Annotated in this window: 24 protein-coding genes; 13 read left to right on the top strand and 11 right to left on the bottom strand. The window is 69.3% G+C overall.

Annotation, left to right across the window (positions count from 1 at the left end; genetic code table 11):
• Positions 1 to 9: 9 nt before the first annotated feature.
• Entirely contained in the window at positions 10 to 492 is a 483-nt protein-coding gene (locus tag ASG43_RS20305; protein WP_056508760.1) for an MSMEG_0572/Sll0783 family nitrogen starvation response protein, read from the bottom strand.
• A gap of 314 nt (positions 493 to 806) precedes the next feature.
• Here ASG43_RS20305 and ASG43_RS20300 point away from each other — a divergent pair, with 314 nt between their 5' ends.
• From ASG43_RS20300 to ASG43_RS20280, 5 genes are all read left to right on the top strand, one after another.
• Entirely contained in the window at positions 807 to 2,201 is a 1,395-nt protein-coding gene (locus tag ASG43_RS20300; protein WP_056508758.1) for a PLP-dependent aminotransferase family protein, read from the top strand.
• A 164-nt stretch (positions 2,202 to 2,365) separates the two neighbouring features.
• Complete coding sequence (locus tag ASG43_RS20295; protein WP_056508756.1) at positions 2,366 to 3,652, top strand: DUF3422 domain-containing protein; 1,287 nt, start codon at positions 2,366 to 2,368, stop codon at positions 3,650 to 3,652.
• Between the two features lie 239 nt (positions 3,653 to 3,891).
• Positions 3,892 to 4,728: an Hpt domain-containing protein gene (locus ASG43_RS20290; protein ID WP_162244753.1), complete on the top strand. Its 837-nt coding sequence runs from the start codon at positions 3,892 to 3,894 to the stop codon at positions 4,726 to 4,728.
• 73 nt (positions 4,729 to 4,801) lie between these two features.
• Positions 4,802 to 5,098 (top strand): response regulator, encoded by a 297-nt coding sequence (locus ASG43_RS20285; RefSeq protein WP_056508752.1) that lies wholly within the window; start codon positions 4,802 to 4,804, stop codon positions 5,096 to 5,098.
• A gap of 25 nt (positions 5,099 to 5,123) precedes the next feature.
• A partial coding sequence (locus tag ASG43_RS20280) for a response regulator (protein WP_244488174.1) occupies positions 5,124 to 5,342 on the top strand: 219 nt, incomplete at its 5' end.
• Positions 5,343 to 5,384: 42 nt separating this feature from the next.
• Here the strand turns inward: ASG43_RS20280 and clpS are convergent.
• From clpS to ASG43_RS20240, 8 genes are all read right to left on the bottom strand, one after another.
• Positions 5,385 to 5,690 carry an ATP-dependent Clp protease adapter ClpS gene (clpS, locus tag ASG43_RS20275; protein WP_056508748.1) on the bottom strand — a complete coding sequence of 102 codons (306 nt, stop codon included), beginning with the start codon at positions 5,688 to 5,690 and terminating at the stop codon, positions 5,385 to 5,387.
• Between the two features lie 423 nt (positions 5,691 to 6,113).
• Positions 6,114 to 6,350 carry a hypothetical protein gene (locus tag ASG43_RS20270; protein WP_056508746.1) on the bottom strand — a complete coding sequence of 79 codons (237 nt, stop codon included), beginning with the start codon at positions 6,348 to 6,350 and terminating at the stop codon, positions 6,114 to 6,116.
• 73 nt (positions 6,351 to 6,423) lie between these two features.
• Positions 6,424 to 6,987, bottom strand: coding sequence for an NAD(P)H-dependent oxidoreductase (locus ASG43_RS20265; RefSeq protein ID WP_056508744.1), 564 nt, complete (start codon positions 6,985 to 6,987; stop codon positions 6,424 to 6,426).
• 178 nt (positions 6,988 to 7,165) lie between these two features.
• On the bottom strand, positions 7,166 to 7,462 hold the full coding sequence (locus ASG43_RS20260) for a type II toxin-antitoxin system RelE/ParE family toxin (protein ID WP_056508742.1): 297 nt from the start codon (positions 7,460 to 7,462) through the stop codon (positions 7,166 to 7,168).
• Positions 7,450 to 7,710, bottom strand: a complete 261-nt coding sequence (locus ASG43_RS20255) for a hypothetical protein (protein WP_056508740.1) — start codon at positions 7,708 to 7,710, stop codon at positions 7,450 to 7,452. Before ASG43_RS20255 ends, ASG43_RS20260 begins: the two co-directional genes overlap by 13 nt.
• Before the next feature lie 68 nt (positions 7,711 to 7,778).
• Positions 7,779 to 8,570, bottom strand: a complete 792-nt coding sequence (locus ASG43_RS20250) for an ATP-binding cassette domain-containing protein (RefSeq protein WP_056508738.1) — start codon at positions 8,568 to 8,570, stop codon at positions 7,779 to 7,781.
• Positions 8,567 to 9,667 carry an ABC transporter permease gene (locus tag ASG43_RS20245; RefSeq protein WP_056508736.1) on the bottom strand — a complete coding sequence of 367 codons (1,101 nt, stop codon included), beginning with the start codon at positions 9,665 to 9,667 and terminating at the stop codon, positions 8,567 to 8,569. Before ASG43_RS20245 ends, ASG43_RS20250 begins: the two co-directional genes overlap by 4 nt.
• 350 nt (positions 9,668 to 10,017) lie before the next feature.
• Positions 10,018 to 11,013 (bottom strand): sugar ABC transporter substrate-binding protein, encoded by a 996-nt coding sequence (locus ASG43_RS20240; protein ID WP_056509203.1) that lies wholly within the window; start codon positions 11,011 to 11,013, stop codon positions 10,018 to 10,020.
• 413 nt (positions 11,014 to 11,426) lie between these two features.
• Here ASG43_RS20240 and ASG43_RS20235 point away from each other — a divergent pair, with 413 nt between their 5' ends.
• The 6 genes from ASG43_RS20235 to ASG43_RS20210 all read left to right on the top strand — a co-directional run bounded on the left by ASG43_RS20235 (position 11,427) and on the right by ASG43_RS20210 (position 19,073).
• Positions 11,427 to 12,662 carry an ROK family transcriptional regulator gene (locus ASG43_RS20235; protein WP_056508734.1) on the top strand — a complete coding sequence of 412 codons (1,236 nt, stop codon included), beginning with the start codon at positions 11,427 to 11,429 and terminating at the stop codon, positions 12,660 to 12,662.
• Positions 12,663 to 12,795: 133 nt separating this feature from the next.
• Positions 12,796 to 14,202, top strand: a complete 1,407-nt coding sequence (locus ASG43_RS20230) for a VOC family protein (RefSeq protein WP_056508733.1) — start codon at positions 12,796 to 12,798, stop codon at positions 14,200 to 14,202.
• Positions 14,202 to 15,494, top strand: a complete 1,293-nt coding sequence (locus ASG43_RS20225; protein ID WP_056508731.1) for an FAD-binding oxidoreductase — start codon at positions 14,202 to 14,204, stop codon at positions 15,492 to 15,494. Before ASG43_RS20230 ends, ASG43_RS20225 begins: the two co-directional genes overlap by 1 nt.
• A 59-nt stretch (positions 15,495 to 15,553) precedes the next feature.
• Positions 15,554 to 17,107, top strand: a complete 1,554-nt coding sequence (locus ASG43_RS20220) for an aldehyde dehydrogenase family protein (protein ID WP_056508730.1) — start codon at positions 15,554 to 15,556, stop codon at positions 17,105 to 17,107.
• Between the two features lie 274 nt (positions 17,108 to 17,381).
• On the top strand, positions 17,382 to 18,296 hold the full coding sequence (locus ASG43_RS20215) for a LysR family transcriptional regulator (RefSeq protein WP_056508728.1): 915 nt from the start codon (positions 17,382 to 17,384) through the stop codon (positions 18,294 to 18,296).
• Between the two features lie 129 nt (positions 18,297 to 18,425).
• Entirely contained in the window at positions 18,426 to 19,073 is a 648-nt protein-coding gene (locus tag ASG43_RS20210) for a hemolysin III family protein (protein ID WP_056508727.1), read from the top strand.
• Between the two features lie 96 nt (positions 19,074 to 19,169).
• Here ASG43_RS20210 and efp read toward each other — a convergent pair whose 3' ends face one another.
• Entirely contained in the window at positions 19,170 to 19,739 is a 570-nt protein-coding gene (gene efp, locus ASG43_RS20205; protein ID WP_056509200.1) for an elongation factor P, read from the bottom strand.
• A gap of 174 nt (positions 19,740 to 19,913) precedes the next feature.
• On the opposite strand from efp, the gene epmA reads away from it, so the two are divergent.
• Both epmA and ASG43_RS20195 read left to right on the top strand, forming a co-directional pair.
• Entirely contained in the window at positions 19,914 to 20,966 is a 1,053-nt protein-coding gene (epmA, locus tag ASG43_RS20200) for an EF-P lysine aminoacylase EpmA (protein WP_056508725.1), read from the top strand.
• Positions 20,963 to 21,994, top strand: a complete 1,032-nt coding sequence (locus ASG43_RS20195) for a lysine-2,3-aminomutase-like protein (protein ID WP_056508723.1) — start codon at positions 20,963 to 20,965, stop codon at positions 21,992 to 21,994. The genes epmA and ASG43_RS20195 overlap by 4 nt, the downstream gene beginning before the upstream one ends.
• Positions 21,995 to 22,337: 343 nt before the next feature.
• Here ASG43_RS20195 and scpA read toward each other — a convergent pair whose 3' ends face one another.
• Positions 22,338 to 24,482 (bottom strand): methylmalonyl-CoA mutase, encoded by a 2,145-nt coding sequence (scpA, locus tag ASG43_RS20190; RefSeq protein WP_056508721.1) that lies wholly within the window; start codon positions 24,480 to 24,482, stop codon positions 22,338 to 22,340.
• Positions 24,483 to 24,604: the final 122 nt, after the last annotated feature.

Here is a 24,604-nt window from a genome sequence, read left to right as displayed (position 1 = left end):
CGCCCGACCTCAGAGGGTCCAGGTCTGGATGATCATCGATCCCGCCTTGCGGTGGATCAGGTTGAGGTCGAGCACGTCGAGCGGCGAGATGGGAATGATGCCGTCCTGCAGCGAGGGCTCGCCGTGGCCGTAGAGCGCCTGGAGGGCGAAGCGGCAGCAATAGACCTTGCCGCCTTCGTCCATGAAGGCCTTCAGCTGGTTGTTGAAGTTCTGATGTCCGGGAAAGGCCTCGTCGCCCAGCGTCGGGAAGCCGCGCTTGACCCCCAGCGTGACGCCCGGGCCGTAGAGCAGGATCGTCGTCTCGAAACCCTTGCGCTGAAGACGCTTGGCCTGGAGCATGTTGACGAGGCCGATCGAGCCTTCGAAGGCGACGGTGTGGAAGGTGACGAGCGCCTTCTCGCCGGGCTCGGCCTTCACGTCCTCGAACTTCTTGTCCTCGTAATCCACGAGGTGATCGCCGATCTCGTGCTTGGGATAGGTCACTGCGGGCATGGGCCTGGCTCCTCGATGGACCGGATCGAACGTCCGGCCTCCTCAATCCTCCAGCGCGCGGGACCTCCTCGAAGGCGCGGCGCTGCACCTCCCCTCCATTGCAACCGGCATGCCAAGTTGATCGTCCATTCAATGCGATCAATCCGGTCGGCGATGCGATCAATGCTCCATGCAAGTCTGCCATGAAGGGCCCGATATTCCGTCGGTCCTGTTCATCGTGTCGGCATCACTCTGCCGCATCTTTGATCAGGCGATCCCACTTGTTATTTTTTAGGCGTGTTTCTACTCTTGCCTTCTGAAGGCGGAGGAACGGGATGGAGGTCGGCACGGTCTGGAAGCCGGTGATCAGCGACCATCGCAAGCCGGCCTATCTCGCCATCGCGGATGCCCTGGCGGGCGATCTGAAGACCGGGCGGCTGCGGCCCGGCGACGCGCTGCCGACGCAACGGGCCCTGGCCGAGATCCTCGGGATCAACGTCACGACGGTGGCGCGCGCCTATGGCGAGGCGGCCCGGCGCGGGCTCGTGGAGGCGACCGTCGGACGCGGCACGGTGGTCCGGACCCCGGCCGAGGAGGATGGCGCGTCCTTGCGGGGCCGCCATCGCGAGCTCACCGACCGCACGATGAACCTGCCGCCCGAACCGGTCGATGCGGGCCTGCGCGCCCGCATGCGCGGCTCCTTCGAGGAGATCGGCGGGGAGATCGTGTCGCTGATGCGCTATCAGAGCGTCGGCGGCTCGGCGGCGGACAAGGCAGCCGCCCTGCGCTGGCTGTCGCGCCGGGGCATCGAGTCCTCGGCCGAGACGCTGCTGATCGCGCCGGGCACGCATTCGGCGCTGCTCGCGGTGCTCGGCGAGATCGCGCGGCCGGGCGAGACGGTCGCCTGCGAGACGATCACCTATCCCGGCATCCGCGCGATCGCCGAGCAGCTGGGGCTGCGCCTCGCCGGACTGGAGGAGGACCGCGACGGGATCGATCCCGCCGCGCTCGCCCGGCTCGCCCGAACCGGGGCGGTGCGCACGCTCTACCTCAACCCCACGGTGCGCAACCCCACCACCGACACCATGCCGATGCAGCGGCGGGCGGAGGTGGTCGAGGTCGCGCGGCGCTATGGCGTGCGCATCGTTGAGGACGACGCCTACGGCTTCCTGCCGACCGACGCGCCGACGGCGCTTGCCATGCTGGCGCCCGAACTCACCTTCCACGTCTCCGGCCTCGCCAAGAGCCTCGGCGCGGGCCTCCGGCTCGCCTATCTCATCTGTCCGGAGCAGCGCATGACGCGCAACGTCGCCGGCCGGCTGAAGACGGCGGCCGTGATGGCCTCGCCGGTCACCTCCGCGCTCGCCTCGCGCTGGATCGACACGGGGCTCGCCGACGACATCCTCTCGGCCGTCCGCGCGGAATCGGCCGCCCGCCGGCGCATCGCCGCCGACGTCCTGCCGGCCGGCCTGACGCGCCTCGACGCCGAGAGCTTCCATCTCTGGGTGCGGCTCCCGGCGGGCTGGACGCGCGCGCGGATCGTGGACTGGATGCGCGGGCAATCGCTCGGCGCCGTCGCGAGCGACGTCTTCGCGCTGTCGGAGGCCCCGCCGGAAGCGTTCCGCCTCTGCCTCGGCGGCGCGGCTTCGCGCCTGGAGGCGCGCCGGAGCCTCGAATTCCTGGCGGACGCCTTCGAGCATCCTCCGAGCCGGATCCACGATGGCCTGTGATCGCCCGCCGCCGACGCGCGGAAAATCTCCCCGCAAGCGTTGCCCGCGAGACCGATCTCGGGGCAGATGGGCGAAGGTCCGAAGCGGCGTCCGGGGGGGACGCCGTCCGACGAGACCGCGCGACGTGACCGCGTCGACGGACGGACCGGGGGAGAGCTGCGCCGATGAAACTGCCCGAGGACCATCCCGGCCGCCGCATCCTCAACGACGAGATCCATGCGCGTCCGCCCGAAGCCCTCGTCGCGCCCCTGCGGATGTCGTTCCTGGCGCTCCAGTCGGAGCCCGGCGCCACGCCCCATCCCCTGGAGCACGTCGCCGATCTCGCCCGGCGCTTCGGCATCGCGCCGCCTCCGCCCGGGGCCAACCATTTCAGCGGCGACCTCGGACCCTTGCGCGTGAAATGGGAGAATCACACCGAATTCGCCCGCTACAAGTTCATCATCGAGGGCGAGGCGGGCGAGGATCCCTTCGCCGAACCCGCCATCGCGGCCGTGCCGGCGGACTGGCTGGCGAGCCTCACGGGTCGCACGATCGTGGCGGCCAACGTCGCGCTCGTGCGCGACACCGGCGCGCCGATCGACGCGGAGGCGATCGCCGCCCGGCACTTCTCCGGCAACGTGCTCACCGGCGGCCGGATCTCCGGGGGAGCGGCCACCGCCTTCACGGACTTCCGCATCCATGCGGACGGTTTCAGTCGCTTCTACGTCGCCGACCGCGGCCTGACGCCCCGGCAGGCGGGGCGGACGCTGCAGCGGCTGCTCGAGATCGACACCTACCGGATGATGGCGCTGCTCGCGCTGCCCGCGGCGCGCGACCTCGGCTCGGCGCTCGGCGAGGCGGAAAGGGCGCTGGCCGACATCGCCGATGCGCTGGCGACCGGCCGGCGCCAGAGCGACGCGGATCTCCTGGAGGCCCTGACGCGCCTCGAAGCCGAGATCGAGAGCCGCTATGCCGGCCGGCTGTTCCGGTTCGCGGCGTCGGCCGCCTATTACGCGCTCGTGCGTCGACGCATCGCGGAGCTTCGCGAGGAGCGCGTGCACGGCATCCAGACGATCGAGGAGTTCCTCGAGCGCCGCCTGACCCCCGCCATGAACACCTGCGAAGCCGTGACCGCCCGGCAGGAGGCGCTGGCGGGACGCGTGTCCCGCGTCTCGCAACTGCTCGCGACGCGTGTCGAGGTCGTGCGCGAGGGGCAGAGCCAATCGCTCCTCGCCTCCATGGACCGCCGCGCGAAGCTGCAGCTGCGCCTTCAGGAAACGGTCGAGGGCCTGTCCGTCGCCGCCGTCACCTACTACGTCGTCGGTCTCGTGGGTTACGGCGCGGAGGGCGTGAAGTCGCTCGGCTTCCATTTCGATTCCGGCCTCGTGAAGGCCTTGAGCATTCCCGTCGTCGCGCTCCTGATGTGGCTCGGGGTCCGGCGCGTGCGCCGTTCCGTGGAGGAGGCCGACTGACGGCCACCCGGCCTCAGCATCAGCGCCGAACGGGAAACCATCGCCGCCTCTTCATCCAAATTCAACGCGTTTTGGGTTGAATGATGCGGGATGTGCCGGCGGACGGGGCGCGACCCGATCGGGGGATCGGGGATCGGGAGAAGCGGTTCAGCCGACGCTCCCGGCGGGACCGCTCCATCCGGGGCGGACCGACGGTCGAAGCGGTGGCGTCGAGGGGCGCCGAGGAGAGCGTGATTGCCATGGATGCTATAACCGAAATCCGCCTGACCTTCTTCGAGGAATGCGACGAGCAGCTCGCCCTGCTCGACCGCGGCCTCGCCGACCTCGCGGCCGGGACGGGCGAGGACACGATCGGCATCGTCTACCGCGCGGTCCACTCCATCAAGGGCGGCGCGGCCTCCTTCGACCTGCACGAGCTCTCCCGCTTCGCCAAGATGTTCGAGGGCGTGCTCGGCGAGATCCGCGCCGAGCGCCTCGTCGCCAACGCCCAGACGCACGAACTCCTTGCGCGCGCACGCTCCGTCCTCGGCTATCTCGTCGAGGTCGCCCGCTCGCGCGACAGCATCTTCGCCGAGCTTCGAGACCTCGTGCCCGGCGCGGAGGCCGAGACCGCGACACCGGAAGCGGCCGCCGAGGACGCGCCGTCGGGCGAGCCGCTGGACCTGTCGGAATTCGGCTTCACGCCGGTTTCGGTCGATTTCGAGGAGGAGGGGCCGAGCCGGTACGGGATCGTCTTCCGGCCTCGACCCGAGCTCTATGCCAATGCCAACGAGAGCGCTCGCCTCATCCGGGAGGTCCTGTCGCTCGGCGATGGCGAGGTTGCGCTGGATGCCGACGAGGTTCCGCTGCTCGATGCCCTCGAGGCGGAAGGCGCCTATCTCACCTGGACGATCACCCTCTCCACGCAACGCGGAGAAAGTGCCATCCGGGAGATCTTCGATTTCGCGGAGTTCGATTGCGATCTCGACATCACCTGTCTCGACGCGCCCACCGCGGACGACGTCGACGACGAGGTGACGGGGGATCTCGATCCCGAGGTCGCCGCCCTCTTCGCCCGGCTTCAGGCCGAAGCGTGAGACGGAACCGAGTCTCCGTCCGCTTCGGGGCGAGATCGGGCGGAACGAGAAACGCTGCGAAAGCGAGGACGCCATGGCATTGAAATCCGCCCTCAAGGTTCTCGTCGTCGACGACCAGCGGACGAGCCGCATGCTGATCCGCGACGCCCTCGACCAGATCGGCATCACGCAGGTGAGCTTCGCGGTGGACGGCGAGGAGGCGCTGAAGATGATGATGGCCTCGCCCGCCAACTTCATCATCTCCGATTTCAACATGCCCAAGCTCGACGGCCTGCAGCTTCTGAAGGCGATCCGCTCCTATGCGCCGACCAAGAAGACGCCCTTCGTCATCCTGACCGGACGGGGCGACAAGGAGCTCGTTCAGAAGTGAGGCGGACGCGCCCGTCTCGGCCTCNGATTTCAACATGCCCAAGCTCGACGGCCTGCAGCTTCTGAAGGCGATCCGCTCCTATGCGCCGACCAAGAAGACGCCCTTCGTCATCCTGACCGGACGCGGCGACCGGGAGCTCGTTCAGAAGGCCGCCGCCCTCGGCGTCAACAACTTCCTCGTCAAGCCGGTCTCCGTGCCGGTCCTCCAGAAGACCCTCGAGGCGGTGCTCGGAAAGCTGCAATAGGTCGCCGAGCTTCGACGGGCCTCGGGCGCCGTCGCCGCGCTCCTACGCCTCGGGCTCCGTGGTGAAGGTCAGGGGATGCCCCTTGGCGCGTCCCGCTTCGGTCGCGCGCGTCGCCTTGGTCTCGGCGACGTCCTGCGGATAGACCGAGACGACGCAGGAGCCCTTCTGATGGGCGGTGATCATGACGCGGCCGGCCTGGTCCTCGCTCAGACGAAACTCGGCCTTCAGGATCGTCACGACGAACTGGCGCGGCGTGTAGTCGTCGTTGACGAGGATCACCTTGTAGAGGCGCGGACGCTCGACCTTCGGCGCCGTGTCCAACCGCGTTCGTCGCAATGTGTCGCTCATGACGGATCGCTCATCACCCTTCGACCCCCGCGCCAGCTTCCCGGCCGTGGATCGCATCGACGCAAGGACGCTGTTCCGCCGGAAAATGCAAAGGCCGGTTTCGGCACGATGCACCCGTTCGAGAATGCCGGGATAGCGAGGCCATCACCGGCACAGACATAGTCCGTGGGTCCGGCAGGAAAAGACCCCGCGCATGGCGGCATCTTGGAGGGGATAGGGGAAGGCTTCCGGCAGCGTGTCACGACCCCCGAGGGGGCATGGGTGGGCACCGTTAACGTGCCCCGCCCGGGCGTCTTCGAGGCATGGCCGACGCTCCCAACGTCGGCGGCCTAGAAGCCGGAAACCATAAGATCTTCTAACGCAGTCTCTGTGCCATTGCAAGAGAACTTAGCAAGAAAGGCGATGAGCCTATCCTCGCGTTTTTCACTGGGCCCGCGCCGGAGCCGACGGGGGCGCCGCCGGCTCGGCGGGATTGGCGATGGGCGCCTGCGATCCCGCGGCCGAGGAGGCGGCGCCCGGCGGGGGCGCCATGCCGCTGCCCGCCGATCCGCCATCGGCGAAATAGGCGACCGCGACCGCCGCCACGAGGACCAGGCCTCCGACGAGAAAGCCCAGCGTCTTCCGGTTGCCAGCGCGGCGCGGGGGTGGCGTGTCCGTCATGTCCGATCCTCGTCTGGCCCGTCTTGATTCTCGATCGCAAACCCCGGCCCCCGGCGCAAGGTTCCGCCCGGTCTCAGCCCCGGAGCGGCTTCAACGCGGTCGTCCATTTGGCGAGTTCCTCGATCATCAGCTTGGCCGAGCTGATGTGCTGCTCGTTCGGCGTGAAGCCGGACTCGCCGAGATGAGCGAAGAAATTCGGAATGAAGACGCCCTCCGGAATCGGCATCGCCTTCAGCGTGGTGATCAGCGGCTTGGCCGCCTGCACCGCGCGCGAGCCGCCGGACATGCCGGCATAGGAGACGAAGCCGACCGGCTTGTAGTGCCATTCCCGGTGGAGGTAGTCGACGGCATTGATGAAGCTGGCCGGCGGCAGATAATTGTATTCGGGAAGCACGAAGACGATCGCGTCGGCCTTGTCGATCAAAGCGCTCCAGCGCTTGGTGTGATCCTTGGTGTAGGCGCCCTTCATGGGATGTTCCGGCTCGTCGAGAAGCGGCAGGCCGACCTCGGCGAGATCGACCGGCACCACCTCGAACGCCCCCTCCTCGCTCGCATGCTTCACGAACCAGTCCGCGATCAGCGGGCCCTTGCGGCCGGGACGGGTGGAGGTGGTGACGACGGCGAGGTTCAGCGTCATGAAAGAGGTCTCCTGGATGCTGCGATGCGGGAGACATAGGGAACGGCTCGGGGAAGGACATGGCGACGGCGGGTGACGGGTCGTTCGACGCGGGGAGACGGTGGAGGAGAGAACCCGGCCAGACGCTCCCCACGACCACGCAGATCGTTGCGCTGCCCATGCGAGAAACATTGCCGATCTATGAGTAGCCCGCCTCCCGCTGGTGGCGAAAAGCGAGAACCACGACGGCGTCTTCAACAGGTAGATGGCGGTAGAGGGCGACATAGCCGGAGCGTCCAAAGGGAATCACGCATTCCCGAAGATCGCTCTGTCGAGACACGAAACGGCCCGTTTCGGGCGCCTCCGTCAATTGGCGCAAGCGCTCGCCGATGACGGCGGCAGCCTTCGATGCGGTGTCGGGATCCTTCTCCTCCAAGAAGCTCCGGCATCGGTCGAGGCCGGTCATCGCAGAGGCTGCGACAATCAATCGTGGCATGCCGGCGGCGTCTCGCCCACTCTCTTGCCCCACCCTCCCAGCCAATGATCCAGTTCAGGGCCCGTCACATGAAGACGCGTGACCCCGTACGATTCCCATCCAGCCTCCGCCTCCGCGACAAAAGCGCCGCGCGCATCCGTGCGCAGCACATATTCCCTCAGCGCATCGGCGATCACGGCTTCGGTGGGCCGTTCCTGTTCGTCGGCGATTCGCCGCACGAGCTTCTCAAGATCGGGGCTGAGTTGCATTCCAGGCTCCAGCGGATGATCTCATGTCTCATCATCCGCTGTCCGCCGTCGGAAGTCCATCAAAGCCCCTACGCCGCCATCATTGAGGCTTCCGGAGCCTTGGCGCCCGTCATCAGGGCGACGGCGTCGGACATGGAGGCGCCCTTCGGATCGATGACGCAGAGCCGGCGGCCGAGGCGGTGGATGTGGATCCGGTCCGCGATCTCGAAGACATGCGGCATGTTGTGCGAGATGAGGACGATCGGCAGGCCGCGCGAGCGGACCTCGAGAATGAGATCGAGAACGCGGCGCGATTCCTTGACGCCGAGCGCCGCGGTCGGCTCGTCGAGGATGAGAACCTTCGAGCCGAAGGCCGCCGCCCGCGCCACCGCGACGCCCTGGCGCTGGCCGCCCGACAACGTCTCGACCGGCTGGTCGATGTTCTGGATCGTCATCAGGCCGAGCTCGGAGAGCTTGTCGCGGGCGATGCGTCGCATGCGCGGCTTGTCGAGCATGCGCAGGTACTGGCCGAGAAAGCCTGGTCGCCGGACCTCGCGGCCGAGGAACATGTTGTCGGCGATCGAGAGCGCGGGGGAGAGCGCCAGCTGCTGGTAGACCGTCTCGATGCCGGCGTCGCGCGCGCTTTGCGGATTGGCGAAGGCGGTCACCGCGCCGTCGAGGCGGATCTCGCCCGCATCGGGGATCACCGCCCCCGAGACGGCCTTGATCAGCGTCGACTTGCCGGCGCCGTTGTCGCCGATCACGGCGAGGATCTCCCCGGCCCGCAGGTCGAAATCGGCATGGTCGATCGCGACGACCTTGCCGTATTTCTTGACGAGGCCGCGGGCGGACAGGACGAGTTGCGGATTGATCGCGTTCATGCCGAAACCTTTCGGATCCACTGATCGGCGGCGACGGCGAGGATGATCAGCGCGCCGACGGTGAGCTGCGTCCATTGCGGATCGGTGCCCCAGATCCGCAGGCCCATGGCGAAGACGCCGACGATCAGCGCGCCGATCAGCGTGCCGAAGACCGATCCCCGTCCGCCGAAGAGCGAAGTGCCGCCGATCACCACCGCGGTGATCGACTGGATGTTGGCCTCCGCGCCGGAGGTCGGCGAGATCGAGCCGATGCGCCCGATCAGCGCCCAGCCGGCGAGGCCGCAGATGAGGCCGGACACGGCATAGACCGAGACCAGCGTCTTCGAGGCCGAGATGCCCGACAGCCGCGCGGCGTCCTGATCGTCGCCGATCGCGTAGACGTGGCGACCCCAGGCGGTGTTGTTGAGGATGTAGAAGAAGACGAGGACGAGCAGCACCATGAACACGGCGCCGTAGGAGAAGGTCGCGCCGCCGACCCGGAAGGTCGTGCCGAGGAATTGGAGGAGCGGTGCCTCCGTCGCGACCGACTGCGCGCGGATCGTCTCGTTCGCCGAATAGATGAAGTTCGTCGAGAGGAAGATGAACCACGTGCCGAGCGTCACGATGAAGGGCGGCAGCTTCAGCCGCGCGACGAGAAGCCCGTTGATGAAGCCGCAGATCGTGCCGACCACGAGGCCGCAGGCGAGCGCCAGCGGCGCGGGCAGGCCGAGATTGACGGCGAGCTGGCCCATGACCACCGAGGACAGGACCATGATCGCCCCGACCGAGAGGTCGATGCCGGCGGTGAGGATGATCAGGGTCTGCGCGACGCCGATGATGCCGACGATCGTCACCTGCTGCAGGATGAAGTTCAACGTCTGCAGGCTGAAGAAGCGCTCGCCGATCAGCGCGCCGAAGACCGCGACGCTGAGCAGCAGCACCATGACCGGCACCATGGTCGGATAGGCGTGCAGAAAATGCTGGAGTCGGCCGATCGCGCCGAGCTTGGGCTCGTCGAACTCGGCGATCTTGGTTTCCCGCGCGATGGCGGCTTCGAAGCCGGTTGGCGTGCTTCGGCCCGGCTTGGCGCCGTCCGGTGTCGCGGCACTCTCGCTCATCGACGTTTCCTTCCCTGGAAAGCTCGGACCTTCGTCCTTCGGGGCACCGCGCCGCGGTCAAAGAACGGTCCCGGATCGGGTGCCGCCCCCGGCCGGATGCGCCGGGAATGGCCTCGCGGGGTCGGGCGATGCGCGCGCGGCGTTTCGCCGGGGCCGGACGATGCGACGTCGAGACGTCGAAGCCGATCGAAGCGGTGCCGCGGAAGAGCCGGACAATCCGCCTTGCGGCGCATCGCCGGGAGCAGGACGATGCACTCACGTGCATCGCCGGGAGCAGGACGATGCACGCGCGCGCATCGCCGGGGCCGGACGATGACGATGCGACCCCGAAGGGTCGCATCGCCGGGACATCAGCCCCAGCAGGCCTTGGCGGCTTCCTCGGAGGTCATCGACGTCACGCCGTCCACGGGCTTGTCGGTCACGAGATCGACGCCGGTGTTGGTGAAGTCGAGGCCGCTGGTCGTCTCCGGCTTCTTGCCGCTGTCGGCGAAGGCCTTGACCGCCTCGACGCCGAGCGCCGCCATCTTCAGGGGATACTGCATGGAGGTCGCGCCGATCACGCCGTCCTTGACGTTGGCGATGCCGGGGCAGCCGCCGTCGATCGAGACGATGAGCGTGTCCTTGTCGCGACCTGCAGCCTTCAGCGCCTCGAAGGCGCCGGCGGCAGCCGGTTCGTTGATCGTGTAGACGACGTTGATGCCCGGCTCCTTCTGGAGAAGATTCTCCATCGCGGTCCGGCCGCCTTCCTCGTTGCCGTTGGTGATGTCGTGTCCGGCGATGCGCGCGTCGTCCTCGTCGCCGATCACGGCCACGTTCTTGGTGTCGATGCCGAAGCCCTTCATGAAGCCCTGGTCGCGCAGGACATCGACGGAGGGCTGGGCGGGGATCAGGTCGAGAAAGGCGATCTTGGCCTCGGCGGCCTTGTCGCCGAGCTGCGCCTTCGCCCACTGGCCGATCAGCTCGCCGGCCGCGAAGTTGTCGGTCGCGAAGGTCGCGTCGGCCGAGTTGATCGGCTCCAGCGACGTGTCGAGCGCGATCACGAGAATGCCCGCGTCACGTGCCTGCTGCACGGAGGGCACGATGGCCTTGGTGTCCGAAGCGGTGATGAGGATGCCCTTGGCGCCGCCCGCGATGCAGCTCTCGATGGCCGCGACCTGGCTCTCGGTGTCGCCGTCGATCTTGCCGGCATAGGTCTGCAGCTTCACGCCGATCTCGTCGGCCTTGGCTTGCGCGCCTTCCTTCATCTTGACGAAGAAGGGGTTCGTGTCGGTCTTGGTGATGAGGCAGACGAGCGGCGCGTCCTGCGCGGCGGCCGGAGAGGCGGCGCCGAGAAAGCCAGCGGTGATGGCGAGCGCGGTCGTGGCCCAAAGGGTGCGAAACGTCACGGTGATCCTCCCGATCGATGTAGTGGCCGAAACCGGTCCGGTCTCGGAGGCATGAGAACCGACGCGGCCTCCACGCCGCGTTCGGTTCCGTCAGAAACGCTCAATTCGACGCCCTGTCAACATAGATAAATCATGTTGATTTAAATATTGACAGGATCGTTACGCTCCGCTCCTTTCGTGAACGAAGATCACGCCGCTCCTCCGCCGTGATCGGCCGTCCATCGTCTGGCTCGCGCGCCGCCGTCGCCCTCCCGAGGCGACGGTGCGCAGATCGCAAGAATGCACCGATGGCGAGAATCGGACAAGGCCTGGATTTTCCAGCGCGGAGAAGGTCCACTGCCCCGCGGGGCCGGACCGAGGAAGAGAGCGAAATCATGGATGTTGCGAACACGCCGTCCGCCGAACCGACGGCCCTCGCCGGCGCCGCCGATAGCCGTCTGCGCGGTTCCAACCAGTCCGGCCTGCGGGCCCACAACGAGCGCGCCGTGCTGTCGCTGATCCGCCGCCACGGCGAGATGGCCAAGGCCGATATCGCGCGGCGCACGGGACTGTCCCCGCAGACCGCCTCCGTGATCATGCGCGCCCTCGAGGCCGAGGAGCTCGTCCTGCGCGACGAACCGCGGCGCGGGCGCGTCGGTCAGCCCTCCATTCCCATGCGCCTCAATCCCGACGGCGCCTTCTCCCTCGGCCTCAAGATCGGCCGTCGCTCGGCCGAGCTCGTGCTCATGGATTTCGTCGGCGTGCTGCGCGCGCGGCACCGCATGACCTACGCCTATCCCCGCCTCGGCGAGGTGATCGACTTCGCGCGCCGGGCGGTCGCCGAGATCGAAGGCGGGCTCGATGCTCGGGCCAAATCGCGCCTTTCCGGCCTCGGCATCGCCATGCCCGACGGGATCTGGAACTGGGCCGAGGAGGTCGGCGCGCCGCCCGGCGCCATGGCCGAATGGCAGGGTGTCGACGTCACCGCCGAAATCGCGGCGGCGACCGGCCACGCCGTCCATCGGGCCAACGACGCGACGGCCGCCTGCGCGGCGGAGAACGTCTTCGGCTCCACCGGCTTTGCCGACTATGTCTACGTCTTCGTCGGGGCCTTTGTCGGCGGCGGCATCGTGATCGACGGCGACCTCGTCACCGGGCGCACCGGCAATGCCGGCGCGCTCGGCTCGATGCCGGTGCCCAAAGCCGGCGGGGGAACCGACCAGCTCATCAACGCCGCCTCGATCCACGTCCTCGAGAAGATGGCGCAGGATGCCGGTCGCGACGCGTCCGAGATCTGGCTGCGGGAATCCGCCTGGGCCGAGTTCGGGGAGGAACTCGACCGCTGGATCGAGCAGGCGGCGGCGGGACTCGCCCATGCGGCCGTCGCCGCCGCCTCGATCTACGACTTCGAGGCCGTGGTGATCGACGGAAGCTTTCCCGAGAGCATCCGCGACCGGCTCGTCGAGGCCACCGGGGCCGCTCTGACGCAGGTCCGGCGCGAGGGCCTGTCGCCCTTCGGGATCCGGGCCGGCACGATCGGCTCGGCGGCCCGCGAGATCGGCTCGGCCAGCCTGCCCTTCTTCGCCCGCTTTCTTCTCGACCAGCGCGTGCGCTACGCCGAGCGCGGCTGACTGGAGGGGCCGCGCCGCTTGTCCCCCAGGTCATTCCGTGCGGGAATGACCTCTCGTGGAAAGATCGCTTGGCAGACCGGCGGTCGGGGCGGAAAATGAGACCATCCCCGGTCCGCTCGGAGCCCCGACGTCCATGTCCGATTCCGTCCTCGTTTCCACCGACGCGATCCGCGGCGCCTTCTCCGCCGCCATGTCCGAGATGTACCGGAAAGAGGTGCCGCAATACGGCACGCTGATGAGCCTCGTCGCGGAGATCAACGCGGGCGTCCTCGCTGCCGATCCGGCGCTCGCGGACAGCCTGGAGCGCACCGGCGAGATCGAGCGCCTGTCGGACGAGCGGCACGGCGCGATCCGCGTCGGCACGGCCGAGGAATTGTCCACGATCGCCCGCCTCTTCGCGGTGATGGGCATGGAGCCGGTCGGCTATTATGACCTCGCCGTCGCCGGCATTCCCGTCCATTCCACCGCATTCCGGCCGGTTTCCGATCACGCGCTCGCCCAGAACCCGTTCCGCGTCTTCACCTCGCTCCTTCGCCTCGACCTTCTCGAGGATGCGGCGCTGCGCGCGGAAGCCGCGGAGATCCTCTCGCGCCGGCGGATCTTCACCGAGGGTGCGCTCGCGCTGATCGAGCGGTTCGAGACGGCGGGCGGGCTGACCGAGGCCGAGGCCGACCGCTTCGTCGGGGAGGCGCTGGAGACGTTCCGCTGGCATTCGGAGGCGACCGTCGATGCCGCGACCTACGAGCGCCTGTCGAAGGCGCACCGGCTCGTCGCCGACGTCGTCTCCTTCAAGGGGCCGCACATCAACCACCTGACGCCGCGCACGCTCGACATCGAGGCGGTGCAGCGCGCCATGCCCGCGCGCGGCATCGAGCCGAAGGCCGTGATCGAGGGTCCGCCGGAGCGGGCCTGCCCGATCCTCCTGCGCCAGACGAGCTTCAAGGCGCTGGAGGAGCCGATCCTGTTCACGGATGGACACGGCACGCGCGCCGGCCGGCACACCGCGCGCTTCGGCGAGATCGAGCAGCGCGGCGTCGCGCTGACGCCGAAGGGTCGCGCGCTCTACGACGAGCTTCTGGCCAGCGTGCGCGGCGGGGCTGCGGTCGGGGCCGGCGGATCGGGCGCGCAGGATTACGACGCGGCGCTCCGCGAGCGCTTCGCGGACTTCCCCGACGATGCCGGGACGCTGCGCCGCGAGGGACTCGCCTTCTTCCGCTATGCCCCGACGCCTCGCGGCCTCGAAGCCGCGGCGGCGGGACGCGCGAGCGGCGATCCGGGCGCGCTCGTCGACGCCGGCCATGCCACGGCCGATCCGATCGTCTACGAGGATTTCCTGCCGGTGTCGGCGGCCGGCATCTTCCAGTCCAATCTGGGCACGGACGCGCAGTCGAACGCCGGCTCGCGCGGCAACCAGGGCGCGTTCGAGGCCGCGCTCGGGCGCGGGGTCCTCGAGGAGACCACGCTCTACGCCGCGGCCGAGGCCGGCTCGATCCGGCGGCTCCACCGCGCGCTCGACGCCGCCCGCGCCCGCGCCGCCTGATGTTCGGCGATGCCAGATCTCACGGGCTCTGGGAGCGGACGGCGCCCCCTGCACCCGACACGGCGCGACTGTCCGGCGAGAGCGTCGCCGATGTCGTGATCGTCGGCGGCGGCTATACCGGCTGCTCGGCCGCGCTGCATCTGGCGCAAGGCGGCGCGAAGGTCGTTCTCCTCGAGGGCAAGGCGATCGGCTTCGGCGGCTCCGGGCGCAATGTCGGCCTCGTCAATGCCGGGCTTTGGGTCATGCCGGACGCGGTGCCGGACCTTCTCGGCGCGGTCCACGGCGAGCGCCTCCTGTCGCTGCTCGGCGCGGCTCCGCGCGCGGTCTTCGATCTCGTCGAACGCCATGCGATCGACTGCGAGCTCGTGACGACCGGCACGCTGCATCTCGCCGTCGGCGAGGCCGGCACGCGGGAGATCGCCGACCGCGCCGCACAATGGCAGAAGCGCGGCGCGGACGTCGAGCTGATCGACGCCGCCGCGACATGTGCCAAAGTCGGCTCGCCGCTCTACGCCGGAGCGCTTCTCGACCGGCGCGCGGGCACGATCCAGCCGCTCGCCTATGTCCGGGGCCTCGCCCGCGCGGCGATCGCGGCCGGCGCGTTTCTCCACACCGAGAGCCCCGTTACGTCCTATGCGCGCGACGGGGACGGCTGGCGCGTCGAGACGCCCGGCGGGAGCGTTCGCGCCCGCTGGATCGTGGTCGCGACCAACGCCTACACGTCCGGCGCGTCCGGCGCGCCCTGGCCGGCGATCCGGGAGGAAATCGTCCACCTCCCCTATTTCAACATCGCGACCACGCCGCTCTCCTCCAATCTCGCGCGCTCGATCCTGCCCGAGCGCCAGGGCGCCTGGGACACCAAGACGATCCTCTCCTCCTTCCGCTTCGATGCGCGGGGACGGCTCGTGGTCGGCAGCGTCGGGGCGTTGCGCGGATCGGGCAGCGCCATCCATCGCAGCTGGGCGCGGCGCAGTCTCCAGAGGATCTTCCCGCAGCTCAGCGCGATCGCCTTCGAGGCCGAGTGGTACGGCTCGATCGGCATGACCACCGATGCGGTGCCGCGCTTCCACCGGCTCGCGCACAACGTCGTCTCCTTCAGCGGCTACAACGGACGCGGCATCGCGCCCGGCACGGTTTTCGGCCAAGTCCTCGCCCGCCACATCCTCGGCGAGATGACCGAGGACGAGCTGCCGCTTCCCGTCACGCCGCCGGAGGCGCAAGGCTTCCGGCCGATCCGCGAGGCCTGGTACGAGGCGGGCGCGCAGATCGCCCATCTCTCCGCCCGCGTCTGACCCCTCTTCGCGCCGGGCTCCGGCCCGCGCCCTCTTTCGCCCCATCAAGGATTTCCGCCATGAACGTCCACGCCGCCGCTCCGGGCCCCTCGCTCGCCGCCGAGACCGCCGCGATCCTCGATCGGCTGGGCGTTCCGTCCTCCCGCCGATCGGGCGGCACGCTCGCCGTCCGCTCGCCGGTGACGGGCGAGACGCTGGCGAATCTGTCCGCGATCGACGCCGCGGGCGCGGACGCCGCGATTCTGGCCGCCGACACGGCCTTCCGCGACTGGCGCCTCGTGCCGGCGCCGCAGCGCGGCGAGCTCGTGCGCCTTCTCGGCGAGGAGCTGCGCGCCCACAAGGCCGAGCTCGGCCGCCTCGTTTCGATCGAGGTCGGCAAGATCGTCTCGGAAGGGCTCGGCGAGGTCCAGGAGATGATCGACATCTGCGATTTCGCGGTCGGCCTGTCGCGCCAGCTCTACGGCCTCACCATCGCGACCGAGCGCGGCGAGCACCGGATGATGGAGACCTGGCACCCGCTCGGCACCGTCGGCATCATCTCAGCCTTCAACTTCCCCGTCGCCGTCTGGGCCTGGAACGCGGCGCTCGCGCTCGTCTGCGGCAATGCGACCGTCTGGAAGCCCTCGGAAAAGACGCCGCTGACGGCGCTGGGCACGCAGGGCCTCTTCGAGCGCGCGCTCGCCCGCTACCGGGACGCCGGCGGCACGGCGCCGGACGGGCTTTCCACCGTCCTTCTCGGCGGCCGCGACATCGGCGAGGCGCTGGTCGACCATGAAAGGGTGGCGCTCGTTTCGGCCACCGGCTCGACCGCGATGGGCCGGGCCGTCGGTCCCCGCGTCGCGAAGCGCTTCGGCCGCTCGCTTCTGGAACTCGGTGGCAACAATGCCGCGATCGTCTGTCCCTCGGCGGATCTCGACCTCACGCTGCGCGGCGTCGCCTTCGCCGCCATGGGCACGGCCGGCCAGCGCTGCACCACGCTGCGCCGCCTCTTCGTCCACGAGAGCGTCTACGACACGCTGGTCCCGCGCCTGAAGGCGGCCTACGCCTCGGTGCCGGTCGGCAATCCCCTCAGCGAGGGCACGCTGGTCGGCCCGCTGATCGACGCGGCGGCCTTTGCCGGCATGTCCCGCGCCCTCGACGCGGCGAAGGCGGCCGGCGGCACCGTGACGGGCGGCGAGCGGGTGGAGATCGCGGGGTCGCCGGACGCCTTCTACGCGCGCCCCGCCCTCGTCGAGATGCCGTCCCAGACCGGTCCGGTCGTCGAGGAGACCTTCGCGCCGATCCTCTACGTCATCCGCTACAGCGATTTCGACGAGGCGCTGGCGCTCCAGAACGGCGTGCCGCAGGGCCTCTCCTCCTCGGTCTTCACCAACGACCTGCGCGAGGCCGAGACCTTCCTGTCCGCGCGCGGCTCGGACTGCGGCATCGCCAACGTCAACATCGGGCCGTCCGGCGCCGAGATCGGCGGAGCGTTCGGCGGCGAGAAGGAGACTGGCGGCGGGCGCGAAAGCGGCTCCGACGCCTGGCGCGCCTACATGCGCCGCGCCACCAACACCATCAATTACGGCCGCACCCTGCCCTTGGCGCAGGGCGTGAAGTTCGACGTGGGTTGAGACCGCGCCGGAGGGCGTCGTCGAGCGCGCTGGGAGCGCGCGGGAACGTCGGTGCGAGGCGCCCCCCCCCCTCCGCCTGCCGGCATCTCCCCCTCAAGGGGGGAGATCGGCAGCTTCGACGGCAGCGATGATCGTGATCTCCCCCCTTCCTTGAGGGGGAGATGTCCGGCAGGACAGAGGGGGGCGCCTCGCGCCTCAATTCAAGCCTTTCCCTTCCTTACCCTCCCTCATTATCCTCCGCGTCGAACCCTTCCTCCCGGTCGAAGCCCCGCCCATGCAGACTCCCCGGCGCTTCCTGCCGTCGATCGCCCTTCTCAGCGCCTTCGAAGCGGCGGCGCGCACGGCGAGCTTCACGGCGGCGGCGCGGGAGCTCTCCCTCACGCAGAGCGCGATCAGCCGGCAGATCCGGCTGCTCGAGGCGCAGCTCGGCGTGGAGCTGTTTTCGCGCGAGCGGCAGACCGTGCGGCTGACGCCCGCGGGCGAAGCCTATGCGCGCGACATAAGGGACGCGCTCCGGCGCATCTCGGCGGCCTCCCTGAACCTTCGAGCCAATCCGCGCGGCGGCACGCTCAATCTCGCGATCCTGCCGACCTTCGGCACCCGCTGGCTGGCGCCGCGCCTGCCGGACTTTTTGGCGCGCCATCCCGGCATCACGGTCAATCTGGCGACCCGCCTCGTCGAGTTCGACTTCCGGCTGGACACGATGGATGCCGCGATCCATTTCGGATCGCCGACCTGGAGCGGCGCCGAGCACCTGAGGCTGATGGCCGAGGACGTCGCCCCGATGGCGAGCCCCGCCTTCGCAGCCGCGCGGCTCGGCGACCCTGCAAAGGCCGCGAGCGAGGTCGATGTCGCTCACCTGCGCGAGATGCCGCTCCTCCACGTGGTCTCGCGGCCCGATGCCTGGGAGCGCTGGTTCGCCGCGCACGGCATTTCGGCGGAGGGCGTGACGGGAATGCTCTTCGACCAGTTCGCGACGGTCGCCGCCGCCGCCATGTCGGGGCTCGGCGTCGCGCTGTTGCCGACCTTCCTCGTCGCGCGCGAGCTCGAGCGGGGCGAACTCGTCCTTCTCGGCGGCAAGCCCCAGCCATCCCACGAGCGCTACCATCTCGTCTGGCCGCCCGACCGCGCGGCCTACCCGCCGCTCGTGGCCTTTCGCGACTGGATCGGGGACGCGGCGAAGGCGTGAGGGATCGTGCGGCCACGCGCCGCAGACGCCCTCGCCCCGGTCATGAACGTAACGCTTCGCCGTCGAACGAGCGTCGCATTGGCGTGCGATTCTTCGGCGGGGATGTCAGGAGAGGACGATGCCACCCGCATGAGCCAGACCACGCCCGGGGAATGTCCCTGGCCCTACACCGCCGCCGAAACGATCGCCGATGCCATCGTCCACGCCTCCGGCCTCGTCCTGTCCGTCGCGGGAGCGGCGGTGTTTCTCGTGGCCATATCCAGCGGCGTGCCGGGCGCGGCCGTCGCTGCCGTCGCGGTCTATCTCGCGACGCTGATCCTCTCGATCTCGGCCTCCGCGGTCTACAATCTCTGGCCGGTCTCGCGCACCAAATGGCTGCTGCGCCGGCTCGACCATTCCGCGATCTACCTCCTGATCGCGGGCACCTACACGCCCTTCATGGTGGAGATGGGCCTCGGCTGGATGCTGGCCGGCGTCTGGGCGATCGCGCTTCTGGGCGTCGGGCTGAAGCTGCTGATGCCCGGCCGCTACGACCGGCTTTCCATCGCGCTCTATCTCGCGCTCGGCTGGAGCGGCGTCGCGGTCTGGGACCGGCTGGACGTCCTGCCGGAAAACGTCGTCCTCCTGATCGTCGCGGGCGGTCTCGTCTACTCGCTCGGCGTGATCTTCCATCTCTGGGAGAGCCTGCGCTTCCAGAACGCGATCTGGCACGCCTTCGTGCTCGTCGCGGCCGCCATCCACTATCTCGCGGTGTGGACGGCGGTCGCGGGCATGTAGGCATGGACCGGCTCCGGACGGCGTCCGGTGGCGCGCCATGCCCAGCCCGAGCGGCGATCGAGCCTCTTGCCGCCGTTCGTCCGGCGGACCGACAGATCAGTCCTTGGCGCGCTCGACATAGGAGCCGTCTTCGGTGAGCACGACGACGCGCGTGCCGGGGCCGATATGGGGCGGAACGGTGGTGCGCACGCCGTTCGACAGGATCGCCGGCTTATAGGACGAGGAGGCCGTCTGGCCCTTCGTCACCGGCTCGGTCTCCATCACCTCGAAGGTCGCGCGCTGCGGCAGGACGATCGAGATCGCGACGCCGTTGAACTGCGAGACGAAGACGGCCATGCCTTCGAGAAGGTAGGGCGCCATATCGCCGACCACGCTTTCCGACACCGCGACCTGGTCGTAGGTCTCGGGATTCATGAAGTGGAAGCCCTCGCCGTCCGCATAGAGGAACGTGTGCTCGCGCTCCTCCACGAAGGCGCGCTCGACGGACTCGGTCGTGCGATAGCGTTCGGAGACCTTCACGCCGTCCTGGATGCGGCGCATGTCGAGCTGCGTGACCGGCGTTCCCTTGCCGGGATGGATGTTCTCGGCAGCGAGAATGACGTAGAGCTTGCCGTCGTCGCGCTCGACGACGTTGCCCTTGCGGAGCGAGCTGGCAATGACCTTCACCACGGGCGTAGAACCTTCAAAACGAACCATAGATCGTCGCGGTCGCCCGCGTCCTCGCGCTTCGCCTAACCCATCTTGGGCCCCTTCGCCAGTCGAGGCGCACCGGGATCGCGCGCCAAAGCGCGGCGCAGACCGCCTATCCAGGCTTTGCAACAGCCTCTAGAAGCCGCCGACATGGACCAAGCCTCGCCCCTCTGGACGCCCGACGTCCATGCCGACCGCCGCCCGCGCCTCCTCCTGCGCAACAAAATCGCCTCCGCCGTCCGCGCCTTCTTCGAGGCGCGCGACTTCGTTCCCGTCGAGACGGCCTCGCTCCAGGTCTCGCCCGGCAACGAGGCGCATCTCTCCGCCTTCGCGACCGAGGCGATCTCGACGGGGGGAACGCGCACGCCGCTCTATCTCCACACCTCGCCGGAATTCGCGTGCAAGAAGCTGCTCGCGGCCGGCGAGCGGCGGATCGTCTCCTTCGGGCCGGTCTGGCGCAACCGCGAGCGCGGGCCCCTGCACCATCCCGAATTCACGATGCTCGAATGGTACCGGGTGGAGGAGCCCTACGAGGCGCTGATGGGCGACACGGCCGCGCTGATCGCGCTCGCGGCGGGAACGGCCGGCACGGGCCGGCTGAGCTTTCGCGGACGGGAGGCGGATCCCTTCGCCGAGCCGGAGCGCCTGACGGTCGCCGAGGCCTTCCGGCGCTTCGCCGACATCGACCTCCTCGCCACCGTCGCGCCCTCCGGCGAGACCGACCGCGACGGCCTGAAGGCGGCGTTGACGCAGGCCGGCCTTCGCACGGCCGAGGACGACGGCTGGGCCGACCTCTTCAGCCGCGTCATGGTGGAGCGCGTGGAGCCGCGGCTCGGTTTCGGCCGGACGACCATCCTTTACGAATATCCCGTCGCCGAGGCCGCGCTCGCCCGTCCCGCGCCGCACGATCCCCGCGTCGCGGAGCGGTTCGAGGTCTATGCCTGCGGCGTCGAGCTCGCCAACGGCTTCGGCGAGCTCACCGACGCCGCCGAGCAGCGTCGCCGCTTCGAGGCCGAGATGGACGAGAAGGCGCGGGTCTACGGCGAGCGCTATCCGATCGACGAGGATTTCCTCGCCGCGCTCTCCATCATGCCGCAGGCGGCGGGCATCGCGCTCGGCTTCGACCGGCTGGTCATGCTCAGCGTCGGCGCCGCGCGCATCGAGGACGTGATCTGGTCGCCCGTGCCGGAGACGCCCCGATGAAGCTCTCGAGCGCGAGCGCCCTCGTCGAGGCCGGGATCGCGCCGGCCGAGCACCTCGCGAGCCTCGACCGCGTCGCCGCGCGCTATGCGATTTCGATCACGCCGGACATGGCCGCGCTGATCGAGACGGCCGACGACGGCATCGGGCGGCAGTTCGTGCCGCGCGCGGAAGAACTCGTCAGCCGGCCGGAGGAACGCGCCGATCCGATCGGCGATGCGGTCCATTCGCCCGTCCCCGGCATCGTCCACCGCTACGGCGACCGCGTCCTCCTGAAACCGCTGCATGTCTGCCCCGTCTACTGCCGCTTCTGCTTCCGCCGGGAGGTCGTCGGGCCGGACGGCGAGGGCAGCCTCACCGAGGCCGAGCTCGACGCCGCGCTCGCCTATATCGCCGCCCATGACGAGATCTGGGAGGTCGTCGTCACCGGCGGCGATCCGTTCCTCCTGTCGCCGAGGCGGCTGGAGCGCATCGCCTCGGCCTTGGCGGAGATCGATCACGTGAAGGTCCTGCGCTTCCACACGCGCGTTCCCACCGTCGATCCCGCCCGCGTCACGCCGGCGCTCGTCTCCAGCCTGAAACATTTCGGCGGCGCGGTCTTCGTCGCCCTTCACGCCAACCACCCGGCGGAGTTCACGCCGGCGGCGCGGGATGCCATCGCGCGGGTCGTCGATGCCGGCATTCCCATGATCAGCCAGTCCGTGCTGCTCGCCGGCGTCAACGACGACGCCACGACACTGACCGCCCTGATGCGGGCCTTCGTCGAGAACCGCGTGAAGCCCTACTATCTCCACCAGGGCGATCTCGCGCCGGGCACGTCGCATCTGCGCACCACGATCGAAGCCGGACAGGCGCTGATGGCGGGCTTGCGCGGGCGCGTCTCCGGCCTTTGTCAGCCGGCTTATATCCTGGATATTCCGGGCGGCTACGGCAAGGTTCCGATCGGGCCGGACTATCTGGAACGGGAGGATGGGACCTGGCTGGTGAGCGACCCCGACGGGCGGCGGCATCGCTATCCGCCGGAAGGGTGACGTGGATCGGTCGGGTCGGAGCCGGGCGGTTGGGGGTGGTATGGTCGGCGCGAGGCGCCCCCTCTGGCCTGCCGGCCATCTCCCCCTCAAGGGGGGAGATCGGCAGCTTCGGCGGTCGGCGACAAGCCTGGATATGAACCAGGAGAGAGTGATCCCCCCCCCCTTGAGGGGGAAATGCCGGCAGGCAGAGGGGGGCGCCTCGGGCAGGCCGCGCAAGACCGTGCCTCCACCCTCGCAACCCTTGCAGAACGACGGCTTTGGCAACAGACCCCGACGCCGGAGGAAGAGCCTCAACGCCGCTCGGGCGGTATCCTCCGCCACCGGTATTCGGACGATACCGCCGTCACGGCGTGTTGCGCAGACGCCCTTCGAGAAGGTCCAGCACCGCGCGGCCGGCCTGCATGACGTTCGTGCCGGGACCGAACACCGCCGCGACGCCGGCCGCCATCAGCGCGTCGTAATCGGCCCGCGGCACGACCCCGCCGCAGACGACGACGATGTCGCCGCCCCCTTGCGCCTTCAGGGCCTCGACGAGCTGCGGCATCAGCGTGAGATGGCCGGCGGCCAGCGAGGAGACGCCGACGACGTGGACGCGCTCCTTCACCGCAAGGCTCGCCGCCTCCTCCGGCGTCTGGAAGAGCGGGCCGGCGACGACGGAAAAGCCCATGTCGCCGAAGGCCGAGGCGATCACCTTGGCGCCGCGGTCGTGCCCGTCCTGCCCGAGCTTGGCCACGAGGATGCGCGGCTTCGTCGCGAGACGGCCCGAGACCTCGGCGAGCCGCTCGCGCAGCGTGGCGAGTTCGGGATCGCCCTCGTAGGCCGCGCCGTAGATGCCGCCGACGACCGTCTGCCCCGCGACATGGTCGCCGAAGACGCCGCGCAGGGCATCGGAAATCTCGCCGACGGTGGCGCGAACGCGCGCGGCCGCGACGGCGCCCTCCAGCAGATTGCCCTCGCCCGTCCGCGCGATCGCCGCCAAGGCCTCCAGGGCGGAGGCGACCGCGCCGGAATCGCGCTGCGCCCGCGTTTGGGCGAGACGCTTCACCTGCGAGGCGAGCACGGCTTCATTGTCGATCGCGCGGAACTCGACCGCCGTCTCCTCCTCCAGCGCATAGCGGTTGACGCCGACGATCACCGCCTCGCCCCGGTCGACCTCGGCCTGTCGGCGCGTCGCCGCCTCCTCGATGAGGCGCTTGGGATAGCCGTCCGCGACCGCGCGGGTCATGCCGCCCATCGCCTCGATCTCCTCCATCAGGGCCCAGGCCTTGTCCGCCATCTCCGCGGTGAGGCTCTCGACATAGTAGGAGCCGGCGAGCGGATCGACGACCTTGGTGACGCCGGTCTCGTGCTGGAGGATCAGCTGCGTGTTGCGCGCGATCCGCGCCGAGGTTTCGGTCGGCAGCGCGATCGCCTCGTCGAAGGCGTTGGTGTGGAGCGACTGCGTGCCGCCGAGGACGGCGGCCAGCGCCTCGTAGGCGGTGCGCACCACATTGTTGAACGGGTCCTGCTCCTGCAGCGAGACGCCGCTCGTCTGGCAATGGGTGCGCAGCATCAGCGAGGTCGCGCGCTTCGGGCCGAAGCCTTCCATGATCCGCGTCCAGAGAAGGCGCGCGGCGCGCAGCTTGGCCGCCTCCATGAAGAAGTTCATGCCGATGGCGAAGAAGAAGGACAGGCGCGGCGCGAAATCGTCGACGTCGAGCCCCTTGGCCAAGGCGGCGCGCACGTATTCGCGCCCGTCGGCCAGCGTGAAGGCGAGCTCCTGCACGAGCGTCGCCCCCGCTTCCTGCATGTGGTAGCCGGAAATCGAGATCGAGTTGAAGCGCGGCATGCGGCGCGCGGTGTAGTCGATGATGTCGGCCACGATCCGCATGGAGGGCTCCGGCGGATAGATGTAGGTGTTGCGGACCATGAACTCCTTGAGGATGTCGTTCTGGATCGTGCCGGACAGGCGATCGGGTGCGACGCCCTGCTCCTCGCCGGCCACGATGTAGTTCGCGAGAATCGGGATCACCGCGCCGTTCATCGTCATCGAGACGCTCATCTCGCCGAGCGGTATGCCGTCGAAGAGGATCTTCATGTCCTCCACCGAATCGATCGCGACGCCGGCCTTGCCGACATCGCCGACGACGCGCGGATGGTCCGAATCGTAGCCGCGATGGGTCGCGAGGTCGAAGGCGACGGAGACGCCCTGCTGGCCCGCGGCGATGGCCTTGCGGTAGAAGGCGTTGGACGCTTCGGCGGTGGAGAAGCCGGCATATTGGCGGATCGTCCACGGCCGGCCGGCATACATGGTCGCGCGCGGACCCCGGACATAGGGCGAGAAGCCGGGGAGACCGCCGAGATGGGACAGGCCGTCGAGATCAGCCTCGGTGTAGAGCGGCTTCACGTCGATGCCCTCCGGCGTGTTCCAGACGAGCGCGTCGACGCCACCCTTCGTTTCCTTCGCGGCGAGCGCTGCCCACTCGTCGAGCGTCCGGCGATCCGTCATGGCTCGAAGCCTCCCTGAAGCGGGCGAGGGGAACGCCCCCGCCATGGCGGCGCCACGCTATCGCCGGCCCTCCGGCCTTGACAAGGCCGCCCTTGGGAGGGGTCCGATGCCGTGCCGCCGTC

It is taken from the genome of Aureimonas sp. Leaf454, from assembly GCF_001424685.1.
In the GTDB taxonomy this organism is placed as follows: domain Bacteria; phylum Pseudomonadota; class Alphaproteobacteria; order Rhizobiales; family Rhizobiaceae; genus Plantimonas.
This window is presented reverse-complemented; position numbering and strand designations above follow the sequence as displayed.

Coding starts and splice junctions, on each gene's coding strand:
- ASG43_RS20225 (WP_056508731.1), top strand. CDS start 14,202: ATGTTCGGCGATGCCAGATCTCACGGGCTCTGGGAGCGGACGGCGCCC.
- ASG43_RS20285 (WP_056508752.1), top strand. CDS start 4,802: ATGGCATTGAAATCCGCCCTCAAGGTTCTCGTCGTCGACGACCAGCGG.
- ASG43_RS20270 (WP_056508746.1), bottom strand. CDS start 6,350: ATGACGGACACGCCACCCCCGCGCCGCGCTGGCAACCGGAAGACGCTG.
- epmA (WP_056508725.1), top strand. CDS start 19,914: ATGGACCAAGCCTCGCCCCTCTGGACGCCCGACGTCCATGCCGACCGC.
- ASG43_RS20265 (WP_056508744.1), bottom strand. CDS start 6,987: ATGACGCTGAACCTCGCCGTCGTCACCACCTCCACCCGTCCCGGCCGC.
- ASG43_RS20210 (WP_056508727.1), top strand. CDS start 18,426: ATGAGCCAGACCACGCCCGGGGAATGTCCCTGGCCCTACACCGCCGCC.
- ASG43_RS20235 (WP_056508734.1), top strand. CDS start 11,427: ATGGATGTTGCGAACACGCCGTCCGCCGAACCGACGGCCCTCGCCGGC.
- ASG43_RS20245 (WP_056508736.1), bottom strand. CDS start 9,667: ATGAGCGAGAGTGCCGCGACACCGGACGGCGCCAAGCCGGGCCGAAGC.
- ASG43_RS20305 (WP_056508760.1), bottom strand. CDS start 492: ATGCCCGCAGTGACCTATCCCAAGCACGAGATCGGCGATCACCTCGTG.
- ASG43_RS20300 (WP_056508758.1), top strand. CDS start 807: ATGGAGGTCGGCACGGTCTGGAAGCCGGTGATCAGCGACCATCGCAAG.
- ASG43_RS20230 (WP_056508733.1), top strand. CDS start 12,796: ATGTCCGATTCCGTCCTCGTTTCCACCGACGCGATCCGCGGCGCCTTC.
- ASG43_RS20215 (WP_056508728.1), top strand. CDS start 17,382: ATGCAGACTCCCCGGCGCTTCCTGCCGTCGATCGCCCTTCTCAGCGCC.
- scpA (WP_056508721.1), bottom strand. CDS start 24,482: ATGACGGATCGCCGGACGCTCGACGAGTGGGCAGCGCTCGCCGCGAAG.
- ASG43_RS20195 (WP_056508723.1), top strand. CDS start 20,963: ATGAAGCTCTCGAGCGCGAGCGCCCTCGTCGAGGCCGGGATCGCGCCG.
- ASG43_RS20220 (WP_056508730.1), top strand. CDS start 15,554: ATGAACGTCCACGCCGCCGCTCCGGGCCCCTCGCTCGCCGCCGAGACC.
- ASG43_RS20290 (WP_162244753.1), top strand. CDS start 3,892: ATGGATGCTATAACCGAAATCCGCCTGACCTTCTTCGAGGAATGCGAC.
- ASG43_RS20295 (WP_056508756.1), top strand. CDS start 2,366: ATGAAACTGCCCGAGGACCATCCCGGCCGCCGCATCCTCAACGACGAG.
- ASG43_RS20260 (WP_056508742.1), bottom strand. CDS start 7,462: ATGCCACGATTGATTGTCGCAGCCTCTGCGATGACCGGCCTCGACCGA.
- clpS (WP_056508748.1), bottom strand. CDS start 5,690: ATGAGCGACACATTGCGACGAACGCGGTTGGACACGGCGCCGAAGGTC.
- ASG43_RS20255 (WP_056508740.1), bottom strand. CDS start 7,710: ATGCAACTCAGCCCCGATCTTGAGAAGCTCGTGCGGCGAATCGCCGAC.
- ASG43_RS20250 (WP_056508738.1), bottom strand. CDS start 8,570: ATGAACGCGATCAATCCGCAACTCGTCCTGTCCGCCCGCGGCCTCGTC.